The organism is Ignavibacteria bacterium, assembly GCA_016873845.1.
Taxonomy (GTDB): Bacteria; Bacteroidota; Ignavibacteria; order Ch128b; family Ch128b; genus JAHJVF01.
The window spans coordinates 1-13,783 of record VGVX01000072.1; the positions used below are offsets into that span (position 1 = coordinate 1).

General features: G+C 36.2%; 12 protein-coding genes. 5 read left to right on the forward strand and 7 right to left on the reverse strand.

The window, feature by feature from the left end; all coding sequences use genetic code 11:
- Window positions 1–75 precede the first annotated feature (75 nt).
- Complete coding sequence (locus FJ213_11105; protein ID MBM4176701.1) at window positions 76–687, reverse strand: isoprenylcysteine carboxylmethyltransferase family protein; 612 nt, start codon at window positions 685–687, stop codon at window positions 76–78.
- Window positions 688–859: 172 nt separating this feature from the next.
- On the opposite strand from FJ213_11105, the gene FJ213_11110 reads away from it, so the two are divergent.
- Window positions 860–1,522: a hypothetical protein gene (locus tag FJ213_11110; GenBank protein MBM4176702.1), complete on the forward strand. Its 663-nt coding sequence runs from the start codon at window positions 860–862 to the stop codon at window positions 1,520–1,522.
- 423 nt (window positions 1,523–1,945) lie between these two features.
- On the opposite strand, the gene FJ213_11115 is transcribed toward FJ213_11110, so the two are convergent.
- A complete protein-coding gene (locus FJ213_11115; protein MBM4176703.1) occupies window positions 1,946–2,203 on the reverse strand; it encodes a GIY-YIG nuclease family protein in 258 nt (85 codons plus the stop codon).
- Between the two features lie 760 nt (window positions 2,204–2,963).
- Window positions 2,964–3,608 carry a peptide-methionine (S)-S-oxide reductase MsrA gene (gene msrA, locus FJ213_11120; GenBank protein ID MBM4176704.1) on the reverse strand — a complete coding sequence of 215 codons (645 nt, stop codon included), beginning with the start codon at window positions 3,606–3,608 and terminating at the stop codon, window positions 2,964–2,966.
- Window positions 3,609–3,731: 123 nt separating this feature from the next.
- On the opposite strand from msrA, the gene FJ213_11125 reads away from it, so the two are divergent.
- Both FJ213_11125 and FJ213_11130 read left to right on the forward strand, forming a co-directional pair.
- Complete coding sequence (locus FJ213_11125) at window positions 3,732–4,583, forward strand: esterase family protein (GenBank protein ID MBM4176705.1); 852 nt, start codon at window positions 3,732–3,734, stop codon at window positions 4,581–4,583.
- A gap of 19 nt (window positions 4,584–4,602) precedes the next feature.
- Complete coding sequence (locus FJ213_11130; protein MBM4176706.1) at window positions 4,603–6,507, forward strand: M1 family metallopeptidase; 1,905 nt, start codon at window positions 4,603–4,605, stop codon at window positions 6,505–6,507.
- 100 nt (window positions 6,508–6,607) lie between these two features.
- Here the strand turns inward: FJ213_11130 and FJ213_11135 are convergent, their stop codons facing one another.
- The 4 genes from FJ213_11135 to FJ213_11150 are packed head-to-tail and all read right to left on the reverse strand — an operon-like array spanning window position 6,608 to window position 10,293.
- Window positions 6,608–7,825 (reverse strand): FtsX-like permease family protein, encoded by a 1,218-nt coding sequence (locus tag FJ213_11135; protein MBM4176707.1) that lies wholly within the window; start codon window positions 7,823–7,825, stop codon window positions 6,608–6,610.
- A gap of 35 nt (window positions 7,826–7,860) precedes the next feature.
- Window positions 7,861–8,553, reverse strand: a complete 693-nt coding sequence (locus FJ213_11140) for an ABC transporter ATP-binding protein (GenBank protein ID MBM4176708.1) — start codon at window positions 8,551–8,553, stop codon at window positions 7,861–7,863.
- An 8-nt stretch (window positions 8,554–8,561) separates the two neighbouring features.
- Window positions 8,562–9,959, reverse strand: coding sequence for an efflux RND transporter periplasmic adaptor subunit (locus FJ213_11145; protein MBM4176709.1), 1,398 nt, complete (start codon window positions 9,957–9,959; stop codon window positions 8,562–8,564).
- Complete coding sequence (locus FJ213_11150; protein ID MBM4176710.1) at window positions 9,883–10,293, reverse strand: hypothetical protein; 411 nt, start codon at window positions 10,291–10,293, stop codon at window positions 9,883–9,885. The genes FJ213_11145 and FJ213_11150 overlap by 77 nt, the downstream gene beginning before the upstream one ends.
- A gap of 353 nt (window positions 10,294–10,646) precedes the next feature.
- On the opposite strand from FJ213_11150, the gene FJ213_11155 reads away from it, so the two are divergent.
- Together FJ213_11155 and FJ213_11160 are read left to right on the forward strand one after the other, a co-directional pair.
- Entirely contained in the window at window positions 10,647–11,573 is a 927-nt protein-coding gene (locus FJ213_11155; protein MBM4176711.1) for a T9SS type A sorting domain-containing protein, read from the forward strand.
- A 70-nt stretch (window positions 11,574–11,643) separates the two neighbouring features.
- Window positions 11,644–13,783, forward strand: a 2,140-nt coding sequence (locus FJ213_11160) for a carbohydrate binding family 9 domain-containing protein (GenBank protein MBM4176712.1), incomplete at its 3' end; no start/stop codon positions are given.

Below are 13,783 nucleotides of genomic sequence, written 5' to 3' on the forward strand. Positions count from 1 at the left end.
TGCTCAGAGTTCGGAAAAAACATTGTTGAGCACATGTAAAATCTTTTAAAATTTACTTTTAGCAAGCAAAGCGGATCAACGGTCCGCTTTTACATTTTTTGGAATCGGCAGCCATTTTCTTACGCGATTTTTATAATCAGGATATTCAGCAGGGAGATGTTTTATAAGCAGTTTCTCTTCAAAATTTGCTCGAAGAATTAATAATGGAATTTCAAATAAAATCGTGAGTGGAAAAACCAGCCAGCTTGCGAGTGCAATCCCAACAGAAACATCCTGTAAAATTTGAAAGAAGTATATTGGATGCCTGAGGAATCTGAACAGTCCAGTTTGAACAATACGATGCTTCCTCAAAATCAAAATATCCTGCGTATTCAATTCTTTCATTTCTTTGAAGCTCCAAATTTGCAGCCAGCTTGAGACTACATAAATTATTAAAAAAACTATTCTGATTTGATCGAAACTCCTGCCAGTGAAATCAGTAATTCCAATTCCAAATATTCCAAGTATTACGGATACAAAGATGAATGTAGAAATTAGTTTCGGAAAAAATTGGAGATATGTTTTTGGTTTATCTTTACTTCCGCCAAGTGCCGACTTGAAACTTTTTGTGACTGAAGTAAAACTTGCAGATAGTGTAAGTGCTATATTAAGCACTAAAACCAAATTTATTAGATAATTTACATTCATAAGCAAAAATAAAGAACCTCATAAAAATATTTAAGCAAATTTTATAATTTGCCCAAAATAAATTATATTTGTCTGTTGATAATTAGGTTACAACGTAGAAAGATTAAACCTAATTTTAGATTTTCTTGTCAAAAGAGAAAAACGAAATAATCAATACAATGGAGCTAAACAAATGAAAAAAATAGTTTTCTCATCTCTTGCTGCTTTAATAATCGGTCTAGTATTTTTTACTATCGGGTGCCAAGAAAAAATGGAAGTTAATTCTCCATTCTCTGAAAAATATGCATCCCCGGACTATGCAGTGTTTGATTTTGAAGATTCGATGGATGGACTTGTTGATGCCTCTGTCGATATTCCAATGAGCTATTCCGATCCATTTGATAAGGGGAAAGATTTTCGCAAAGACTGGTCGCCAGGCAAAAGCGGCAGACATTTATTTTACATTTTGAAAAAACTTAATCTCAGCGATGATCAGCTGCTTCAAGTAAAGAATTATTTGATTGCTCATAAAGAATGTGTAACCGAACCGCATCGTGCATTTAAAGCCGCAGTCGCTCCATATATCCATGCGGCGAATGAAAAGCGCCGAGAGATTTTGGCAAAAGTAAAAAGCGGTGAAATTACGCGTGAACAAGCGAAAGGGCTTATAAAACAATTGAACATTAGGACGAAAGAATTAATTCAAGCCGATCCCGATGTTCAAGCAGCACAAGCTGCAATTTGCAGATGCAAGATAACTTTACTGAATAACATTGGCTCAATTCTTACCGAACGTCAGCTGGTGATTTGGAATGAGTGGATTGATGGATTAAGAGGTCCATGTTTTAGAGATTAAAAGTGTAAACTAAAGTTTAAATTTCGTATTGAAACCCGACTTTTTCGTTTCGTTATATATTGCGAAAAGTCGGGTTTCTTTTTTTATAAACTTGAGTTGAATCTGCAGTCAAAAGACCAACTTTATATCAAGACATTAAACCCTATTAATAGTTGGGCGTCTATTCAATAACATACAACAATAAAAGCCCTGAGAAAACGGAGTGTTGTTAATTTAGCAACGCGAGTAGTCCGTTAGCTAACGGATCGAATCCCGACTAACTCTTGTCAAATTTACGCAATAGAGTTTAACTGATGAGTCGGGACAGGCTCTACAACCCTGCGGTTTAACTTGGACTATTTTAAAATGAAAAAGCCTGGCATAAAAACCAGGCTCATTTGCTCCGCGAGTAGTCCGTTGGCTAACGGATCGAATCCTACAACTTTAAAATGAATATTTCTTCTTGATAATGTCCCAGATGAAGGCTCTGCCCTTTTGTGATTTAAGTTGCTTTTCTCTCTTCAAGGCTTCGCTGCGGGTATGTATATTTTCTGTATAGACTATTTCCCAAGGAATAAAACGCTTGGTATAACCTGCGAAAACTCCATTATTATGTTCAGTAATTCTACGATCTAAATCGTTGGTTTGACCAATGTATATTTTATTGAATTGTGGAGAGTATATTCCATAAACTGTATACATAAATAAAAAATCCCGATGACGATTTCGGGATTAATTTTGCTCCGCGAGTAGGACTCGAACCTACAACCCTGCGGTTACAGTTTTCCATCTTTTTCAAAATGGGCTGGACTATCTCATCATCCCTTATGAAGGGAGTTGGGCGCTTGTGAGGTTTATTGGTGAGAATCCTCATCCTCTAGTCTCTGCACGTTTTCCGTTACAAGTGTTCTCTTCACGGAACTTCGCTCAGGATTACCTTACAGCAAACATGTTGGCTGTTTAGGCTTCCCTGAATTCACCCAATTTTTCAATCCCGATTACTCGGGAAAGCTGCACTTTTTGAATGTAATTCCCGATGGTAATTTGCACATAATAATATGCATTTATCTAATTCCTTCATCACTCTATGCCAACTTCGAGTATATCCTTTTTTTGAAATCCCAAAGTTTTTTTATTTTCCATCGAGGTGATGAAACTCTAACGCGTCATTGCATTTAGAGTAGCCGCAATACTGGCACTTACCTCCTTTGTACTCGATTGATTTCAGTCGAATCTCTTGTCTTCGCTTTTTTACAGCAGAGATCAAGTAATTTCTTCTATAGGAGTACTTTCGAGAATCTTTTTTCATTCTTGTTTACAGCCGCATGCTCTACCATTGAGCTATCGCGGAATGGAACAAAATTCATTATTTCAATTGAATATCAGTCAATTACAATAATTGAACCGATTTCTTTACAATTTTGGAGTGCAAATATAAACATTAATGAATAATCTGTCAAACTCACTTGTTCAATTTTTCCTTAAACACTTTTCTAAATTTTTCAAGCTTTGGACGGATTATAAAAAGACAGTACGGCTTATTAGGATTCTCTTTATAATAGTTTTGATGATAATCCTCAGCTGGGAAAAATTTTTCAAATCGACTTATTTCAGTTACAATTGGTTTATCGAATACTTTTGCATTGTTTAATTTTTGCTTGTACTTTTCCGCCAAGTCTTCTTGATTTTCATCATGATAGAATATCACTGACCGATATTGTGTCCCAACATCAGCTCCCTGTCGATTAAGTGTGGTAGGATCGTGACTCATCCAAAATGCTTCGAGTAATTCTTCGAATGAGATTTTGGATTTATCATATTGTATCTGACAAACTTCAGCAAATCCGGTTGTGCCCGAAGAAACTTGCTCATACTCCGGATTATTAATGCTTCCTCCTGAGTACCCCGAAACAACTGAATGCACACCGTTTAATTCCTGAAATACTGCTTCCACACACCAAAAACATCCCGCACCAAAAGTTGCTGTATCGTACATGATATTAGATTTTTCTCCTTCTGACTTTACCGTTGTAAATGAGGTTTGATTTTGTACTTCATTGCATGAGCCAAGCATAACTACTAATATTAATAAATACACTTTTTTCATTTTCTTCTTCTCGTTCTGACTATAACATAATAAACTACAACAAAATTTTTCCATCTAAGTTCCACATCTCATTATGCAATAGATTTTAATCTTCCATATATTGCACAAAATTTTTTTAGATTTATGAACCGCACAATTAAACTATTTTTATTCATCCAAATTTTCGTTGTCTCAATATTGAATGGGCAAAGTGTAGAAGTTATAAGAGACTCTGTTTTTTCCTACGCTGTTGACTCGTATATGAGATATAATGTGATTCTTCCAAAAGATTATAAACAGAACAAAGAAAGATACATAACAATTTTCCTATTGCACGGGTACAGCGGTGGTGAAAATGATTGGATCACAAGAACGTCTATCGTGAAGTATGCCAAAGATTTTAATTACATTATTGTAACACCAGACGGAAAAAACAGTTGGTACACAAATTCTCCTTCGAAGAAAAACAACAATTATGAAGATTACATTATCAAGGAGCTAATTCCTAATGTTGAGAAGAAGTATCGTGTAATTACAACCAGACATGGTCGAGTGGTTGCCGGACTTTCGATGGGAGGATATGGTGCCATAAAGTTTGCATTGAAGTATCCTAATTACTTTTTCTTTGCTGCTTCATTCAGTGGTGCTTTCCGCTATCCATCGATGATCGAATCAAATGGAGGAAATTTAAATGGAAGTTTGAAAGATGCTTTCGGCCCGAAAAAAAGTGAGCATTGGAACAAAAATGATGCGTTGATTTTAGCTGATAGTATCTCTAATCCGAATTCTGTTCCATTCCTATATATAGCATGCGGAAAGGATGATAATCTGACCGGATTGTTAGAATCAAATAAAAATCTTACGGATAAGCTAAGAAAAAGAAATGTCATGTATGAATATCACGAAACTCCCGGTACTCATAATTGGGTTTACTGGGATAAAGAAGTTTTAAACTTTTTGGAAAGACTTTCGAACTTTGATCCACTTAAACCTTAAACTAGTTTCTGGAGAGAATATGAAAAATTCAATAATTAGAAGCATTGTTTTTTTAATCTTATTAATTGCCTTATCAAATGTTCATGCACAAAACACATTTTTCATTCCAAGAAATATTAATGAGGCATATAAGAACGGCACTCGAACATTAGCCGGTATTCCTGGCCCGAACTACTGGCAGAATCGAGCCGACTATAAAATAAAAGTTCAAATCGATCCACCGACACGGAAATTGATCGGTGAAGAAATAATTGTTTATTATAATCAAAGTCCAGATACTCTTGATAGAGTTGTAATCAGACTGTATCAAAACTTCTTTAAAAAAGGAGCGGCAAGAAATTTTCCAATCAATCCCGACGATCTTCATGATGGTGTTCAAATTGAAATGCTGTCTCTAAATGAAAAAGAAATTAATTTAGACGATAGAAAATTTGTTCAAAATCAGAATACAAATCTTATCGTTAATCTCGATTCCTCAAATCATCTTTTGCCCAATGAGTCGATAGTAATTCAGGCTAAATGGAACTTCACTATTTCACGGAAATCGAATATTAGAATGGGAACTTACGATTCAACAACATTCTTCATTGCTTATTGGTATCCGCAAGTTGCAGTATACGACGATATAGATGGTTGGGATGTGCTGCCATTCAATGGAGAACAAGAGTTCTACAATGATTTCAACAATTACGATGTTCAAATAACAATGCCAAATAATTTTCTTGTCTGGGCAACAGGAACACTTCAAAGTCCAGCTGAAACTTTAAGTGAGGCAGTTTATGAAAAGTATCTAAAAGCATTAACCTCCGATACGGTGATAAGAATCGTAACTCTCGACGATTTTGAAAATCGTAATCAATTGACTGCGAATAAAGATTTTGTCACTTGGAATTTCAAAGCTGAAAATGTCCCAGACTTTGCCTTTGGAACAAGCGATCACTATTTATGGGATGCATCAAGTTTGAGAGTCGACAAGTCCACTAAAAGAAAAAGTTTAATCGCCGCTGCATATCGAAAAGAATCGAAAGACTTTTTCGATGTAGCTGATATTTCTAGAAAAATCATTTCATATTTTTCAGATGAGCTTCCGGGAGTACCTTATCCTTATCCGGCGATGACAGTTTTCAACGGACAAGGGGGAATGGAGTTTCCAATGATGTGCAATAATAGTTCTTCATCCTCCTTTGCAGGTACATTTGGTTTAGCCGCGCATGAAATCGCACACACGTACTTTCCATTTTACATGGGAATCAACGAAAAAAAATATGCGTGGATGGATGAAGGATTTGCCGTGATGCTTCCGCTTGATTTGCAGGAAGAAACCGTTCCCAATTCAAATCCTCGTAGAAGAAACATTTTAGGTTATAATAGTTTTGCAGGCAGAGAAATAGAAATGGCATTGATGGTGCCTTCAAATTTATTGCATGGAAGTTCCTATCGAGTGGCAGCGTATGCAAGGCCTGGGATCGCTTATGATATCCTGCGAGCAACCCTAGGGAAAGAAAAATTCGATTCAGCGCTGCGCGAATATATGAAGCGATGGAATGGCAAACATCCGATTCCATTCGATTTCTTTTTATCGTTTAACGATTATTTAAAAGAAGATCTGAGCTGGTTTTGGAATCCTTGGTTCTTTGAAAATGGATTTCCTGATCTGGGAATAAAAAAAGCAAAGATTGAAAAAGGGAAACTCAAAGTAACTGTAGAAAAAATCGGTAAACTTCCAATTCCGATTTCGCTTAAAGTTATTTTTGATGATGAAATCGATTTTACAATCTATAAATCTGCAGAGGTGTGGAAAAACGGCAATGATGAATTTTTAATTGAAACAGATGTGCTAAAGAAAGTAATATCTATTGTATTAGGAAATTCTCGTTACCCTGATGTGAACGAGAAGAATGACAAGTTTATTTTTTCTCAGTAATAAACAGAACAAATATTAAGTAGGTGAAAATTAGAGAATCTGTGTCCATTCGCTGACGGATCAGTGTGCTATTTTCATTCTAAGTAACTTCGTTAATTAGCTACTCATACCTCAAAGCATCGATGGGATTTAGCCTTGATGCTTTGCGCGCAGGATAAAATCCAAAGAAGATTCCAACCGCCCCTGAAAATATGAATGCAAGAAATACAATTGCAGGATTTATCACGGCACTAAGTTCGCTGAAATCATTCAGAATATAGACAATTCCAAAAGCTAAAAGTATTCCTATCAGCCCTCCAATTAAGCTCAATACAACTGCCTCGGTTAAAAATTGAATCATTATATCAACTTCTCTTGCGCCGATTGCCAAACGGATACCAATTTCTCTAGTTCTTTCTGTAACGGAAACAAGCATGATATTCATGATTCCGATCCCACCGACGATAAGAGAAACTCCAGCGATTGAACCTAAAAGCAATGTCAAAACTCGCGATGTTTCTGAAGCCGCATCGGCAATTTCTGATTGATTGCGGATCGTAAAGTCATCATCATCGCCAGGATTTAATTTGTGAGCTTCACGCAATACAGCACGAATTTCATTTTGAGCATCTTCTAATTTTTCAAGTGTAACTGCGCTTGCAAAAATAAAACTAATGTGTCTGCCGCCAGCAAGCCTATTTAAAACAGTGGTAGATGGAGCAAGAATCATATCGTCTTGATCTACTCCGCTTGCACTTTGTCCCTTCGCAGCTAATACTCCAATAACTTTAAATGGAACATTTCTTATCCGAATAGTTTGTCCAATTGGATCCATATCGGCGAAAATATTTTTTACAATCGTCTGACCAAGTATTGCAACTTTTGCTTTTGCCCGAATTTCTCTTTCGGTAAAAAATTCACCTGATTCAATCAGCCAATCTCTGATATTTAAATAATCTTGCGAGACTCCGAAAACAGATGTGCTCCAATTTCCTGTACCGCCGATGATTTGACCACCGGACCGAACAACAGGAGAAATTCCTTCAAGCAGTGTAGTTTCTTTTGTCAGCTTATCGATATCTTCCATTGTAAATCTATTGAAACTCCCTGCACCTTGGCTTACACCTCCAACACGAGTTGCACCTGGATAAATAATAATTAGATTTGTTCCAAGTGCTGAGATTTGATTTTCGATATCTCGCTGAGCTCCTTGACCGATTGCTACCATTACAATTACCGCACTCACACCAATAATAATTCCTAATGTAGTTAGAAGACTTCGCATTCTTGAACGAAGCATGCTTCTAAACGCCGACTTGAAAAGATTCTGCCATTTCATAATTTTATATTTTTACTTCATTCAATTCTTTGCGATTAATCTTTTTCAACTTGATAATCCTTCGTGATTATTCCATCACGCATTTCTATTATTCTTTTCGCATGATGAGCAATATCATTTTCGTGTGTAACGATAATTACAGTTATACCTTGCTCATTTAATTCCTGAAAAACAGAAAGAACTTCAATGGAAGTGTGACTATCTAAATTTCCAGTCGGTTCATCAGCCAAAATCACTGAAGGATTATTAACAAGAGCACGTGCAATAGCAACGCGCTGCTGCTGCCCACCAGAAAGTTGATTCGGTTCATGATGTACTCTATCACTCAAGCCGACTCTTGCGAGTGAGTCCAATGCTTGCTGTAGAGGATTTTTAATTCTATGCTTTCTATCATAAAAAAGAGGAAGCTCAACATTTTCCAAGGCTGTCGTTCGCGATAGCAGATTGAATCCTTGAAACACAAATCCAATTTTTTGATTTCTTATTTCAGCATATTCATTTTTGTTGAGCGAATTTATATTTACTCCATCAAAAAAATAATCGCCGCCAGATGGAACATCAAGACACCCGATTAAATTCATCAAGGTAGATTTCCCGGAACCGGAAGCTCCCATGATTGCAACGAACTCACCCTTCTCGACTCTAAAATCAACTCCTTGCAGTGCATTTACAACCACATTCCCCATTAAATAATCTTTTGTAAGATTTTTAGTTTCGATAATTGCCATACTAAACTCTAAAATGGACTTCTTCTAAACGTTGATGACGGCATTCTATTATTTTGCTGGCTCTGCTGCTCTTTTTTAGAAAGTCCCATAACAACTTTTTTGCCTTCTTCAATATTACGTCCGCTGATTTCAGTGACCTTACCATCTGTTGCACCTGTTTGCACACGTAAAATGTTAAGCTTACCATTTTCATCGATGTACCATAATCTTCCACTGTTTCTTTGATTAGTTCCACTCATCTCCACTCCACCGAATTGTCCGATTCTTTCGCCCATTCCTCTGCCACTCTGACTCATATTTCCGAACTGCTGCCTTCTTTGATTTCTAATGGAATCGGGCATAGACTCAAATTGTTTCTGCATGTTTTCACGGAATTCGTCCATCATTTTTTGAGTTGGTTGGAATCGAAGTGCTGAGTTCGGAACTAAAAGAACATCTTCCTTCTGCTCAATGATAAAATCGACCGTAGCTGTCATTCCTGGTAAAAGTAATTCGCCTTCATTATCTGCGTCAACAATTACGTTATAGTTTACAACATTTTGAATTGTTTGCGGCTGAAGACGGATTTGTTTGATTGTACCAGAAAATTTTTCATCGGGATAAGCTTGAACAGAAAACCGAACATCCTGCCCGACTTCAATCGAACCGATATCACTTTCATCTACTTGAGTCTTTATTTCCATTCTGCTCAAATCGTTTGCGATAAGGAATAAAGTTGGGGTTGAGAAACTTGCAGCAACAGTCTGCCCTGGTTCAACATTTCTATTTATTACTTTACCGTTTATTGGGGAACGAATTACGGCATACTTCAAATTATTTTTTGCTCTTTCTAATGATACCTGGGAAGATTTGTATGATGCAAGCGAAGATTGAAGTTGAGTCTTTGCTACAGTGAACTCAAGTTCGGATATCAAATTTTTTTCGTAAAGCTTTTGACTTCTTTCAAAATCGCTTTGAGCTTGTTCTAACTGTGCTTGTACTCTTATCATTCCTGCTTCAACGTCTCGAATTGCAATTGCTAAATTTATAGTATCCAAAACTGCGAGTATCTGCCCCCTTTTAACAACATCATTGAAATCGACATAAACTTGATCAACGATTCCGGAAACTTGCGTACCTACCTCCACAGTGCCAACTGCTATCAGCGTTCCAGTACTCGAAACAATATTTTCAATATTTCCTTTTTTAATTTCAGTTAGTTCAAACGAGCCTTCGGTGTCTTCAATTTCTCTCAGGAAAAAGTACCAACCGCCCAAAATGACTATAAGCAGAAGGCTGATTACTATTAAATATTTTTTCATGGAATTAAAATGTTTTTTTTGGTTTGAATTATCTTGGGTCTCTTTCGTTTTGTCGTGGACGCATTTGCTGAAATCTTTGAACACGTTCTTTTTTATAATCTTCATATTTTGCTTTTTGTTCTTTAGTTAAAATCAATTCGATTTTCTTATCCAATGCCTGTAGGCGATCCATTCTCATTTTCATTCTTGCCTCACGGTCACCCTCAAAGTTTTCTCGATCTTTTTCAGCATTTTTAAAATTTTCGGTGACAATTCCTTTTACTTTTTCAGTTTGATCTTTTGTTAAAGACAGTTCTTTTTTCAAAGTATTTACCATTTGATCGATACGCTGTTTTACTTCCAGTCTTTCTCGTTTTGTCTGTGCATCAACTGATGATACGTTGATCATCATAGCGACAAGCAGAGTTAAACATAAAAAATAAGTTTGATTAAACTTCATTGTTAAATTCCTCTCTATTGATTAGTTAGTACAAACGTTGTCGATGATTAGACAAGAGTCTTAGTAATAAGTTTAAATTGGTAAAGACAAATCTAAGAAAAATGGTATAAATTTTTATTCTTTTTCATGAATCTAAAATGTAATTCTTGACTTATGAATCAATTATTTTTAACATCAGCTGAACACTGATGAAGAGAACAAATCATCTCCAATTAAAATTATTTTATGCAATATTCATTTTTGCTATTGCAGTTCTAAGCTTACCGGAAAGATCTGCATGTTCAGAAATCTATTTAGAGGAGCATTGCAATAATCTGATTTAATGGACAAACAAATCTTCTGGAAGCGCATTTGTGAAAATTGAGCCATCTGGTTTTTTCCATCTTTTCGACAATGATACTGGTGCGTGGAAGCAAGCTGATATTTTATATGACAACGGTATTATTAAAAATTATTATCGTGTCAATTGCCTAATGAAATTCAATAAACTATGCACTTCAACTCAAATTGATACAATGGATGGAAGTCCGATCGATGGAACCGGTACTTGGGATACAAAAACAATCGTACCGAAAGTTGGTGCTGAATATGCATTTAGCACAACATCACAAAGGCTGGTAATACTTTTTCTTAAAGACGAGATTTGGCTCGTAAGAACGGGATTTGTTTTTGTCAGAGTATGGAGCGGAAATCTTGACACAAGTTCATTTCATGATTGGGAGTTTATATTCACAAAAACCCTAACTTCGTCAAAAATAAAAATTAAGCTTGACGGCGTAGAAATCATTTCAGATCAAATAATTGGTTATCCAGAAACAAGAAAAGCTGGCTGGGTTGAAGTGATTGCAAAGGGAGATGCAGAAGAACCAGTAGACTGGCATCTCGACTATATAAAATTAGAACACAGTGATAGTCCAATAACTCAAGTTTCAATTGAACCGCAAAAAGAGATAAAAACTTTTTTTCTGCAGCAGAATTATCCAAATCCATTTGGCGAAGCTGCCTATTCGGGCAATCCTGTGACAAATATCAAATTCCAAATCCCAAAATCCAGTTATGTCTCTCTCAGAGTTTTTGATATTCTCGGTAGAGAAGTTGCTGTTTTAGTTGATGGAGAAAAATCACCCGCCGAATATGAAGTACAATTAACAATTAACGATCCGTCTACTGATGGACGATTACCAAGCGGTATATATTTCTACCAGCTTGTGGTGAGAGAAGCAAATCCACTTCGTGCTGTTAATTTTATCGAAACGAAAAAAATGATTTATATGAAATAATTTTCTTCTGATAGCACTGAAACCATTTAGCAGACTCTTCGTCTAATGGTTCAAAAGTATTCAGGTTGTCATGAGAAATTTTTTAATCATTTTACTTACAGCCTCTGTTATTTTTTCTGCTTCGAATAACAGCGAAAAAAAAATCTTATTACGGAAGATAAATATCCACATTAAAATTGACGGCGAGATCGAATCTATTTGGAATACAGCTGATTCTATTTCAGGTTTTTTTCAAATGCGCCCTTTCTATGGAAAAGATTCCGAAAAGTTAACTACGGTTAAAGTGCTAACTACAGAGTCCTCACTATATTGTTTATTCATTTGCTATGACGACAAAGAAAAGATTGAGCTGAATACAGGCAAGCTCGATGAATCTTATGGTGATGCTGTTTCAATTATGCTCGACACATTTAACGATAAAAAAACCGCTTATAAACTTGCCGTTTCGTCTACCGGGGTACGCAGTGATGCACGAATGTTGGATGATGCACGCAACCGTGATTACAGCTGGGATGGTATTTGGTCAGCAGAAACCAGAATGTATGATTGGGGTTATACTGTTGAAATGGAAGTTCCTTACAAATCAATCCAATATGATGAGACTTCAATCAGTTGGGGATTGGATTTTGATAGATGGATTGCACACTTAAATGAGTTTTCTTTCTGGTGTCATTATGAACAAAATGAAGGGCAGCGAATTTCAAAATTCGGAAAATTGCTGTTCGAAGATTTCCACCCTTCAGTTAAAGGTTTAAACTTGGAAGTTTATCCTGTAGCAATTTCAAAGGCCACCCTTCTTCAAAGTAATAAATACAAAATCGATCCAAATGCCGGTATTGATATTTTTTATAATCCATCTCGAGCTTTAACATTTCAACTAACCGCGAATCCAGATTTTGCACAAATTGAAGCTGACCCGTATTCATTTAATATCTCCAGATATGAATCGTATTTCCAAGAACGCAGACCATTTTTCACCGAAGGACATGAGATATTCATGGCTTCAGGAAGAGAAAGAAATTCAGGATTTTATAGACCGCTTGAATTGTTTTACTCGCGGAGAATTGGAAAAATTCTTCCTGACGGGAACGAAGTCCCGCTGACAGTCGGCACAAAAGCATTCGGGAGAATTGATGATTGGGAATATGGCGGATTCATGGCAATGACGGGTGAAACGAATTACATCGACGATGGTGAAATTAAAACTGAACCAAGAGCTTATTTCACATCCGCTAGAGTGAAAAAACAATTCTTTAGCAACTCAACTCTTGGAATACTTTATGTTGGAAAATATTCAAATGGGAATACGAATGGAGTTCTAGATATTGATGGCGCTTTCAGAGGTTCTGATTGGCAGTTATCCTATCAGCTTGCCCGATCAATTAAAAATTCTGAAGGGGATTTTGCTGGGTCATTCGGATTCACAAGATTTACAAATAAATGGATGACATTAGCCCGTGGCCGTTACATCGGAGAAAAATTCGATATCAATCAAGTTGGATTTGTTCCATGGTCAGGAACAAGCGAATTTGTTGGTGTAACTGGACCTATTTGGTTTTTCGATCAAGGTTATATAAACCAAATCTTGCTTTACGGCGGCGCGGCTTTGAATTATGAAAATATCGATAACTATTTAGATCGCGTTGCAGTCTTAGGATTTAATATGCAATTCCGGAATAACTGGGGTTATGAAATTAATGTTGCAGCAGGCAGAGCGAAAGATTCGGATGTTAAATTTAACTATACAGAATATTCATTCAGTACCTGGATGAACATTTCGTCGAAATGGCATTTGAATGTTTGGGGCGGTTATTCAAAAACATATAACTTCTCGAGAGATTATTTAGCATTTTATTCATGGATTGGTTCTTATTTTGATTGGAAAATCTTCAATACACTGAACTTAGGCACATCCATAAATGCATGGATAGAAGGTAATCCCGATGGTAATATAGAGGACATTACTTATAACGCACGGCCTTTTATTTCTTTTACACCGATCAATGATTTAAATGTTAGAATTTATATTGATAATCTTTATATAAGATCCTCAAAACAAATCGAACGAATTATTAGCGGACTTTTGTTCTCCTATAATTTTCTGCCAAAGAGCTGGATTTATTTGGCTGTAAATGAAATTCAAGATCGAAGCGATGAGTTAGACTCCAAAGGAAATGTTATACCCAATAGACTGCATACCACTGATAGAG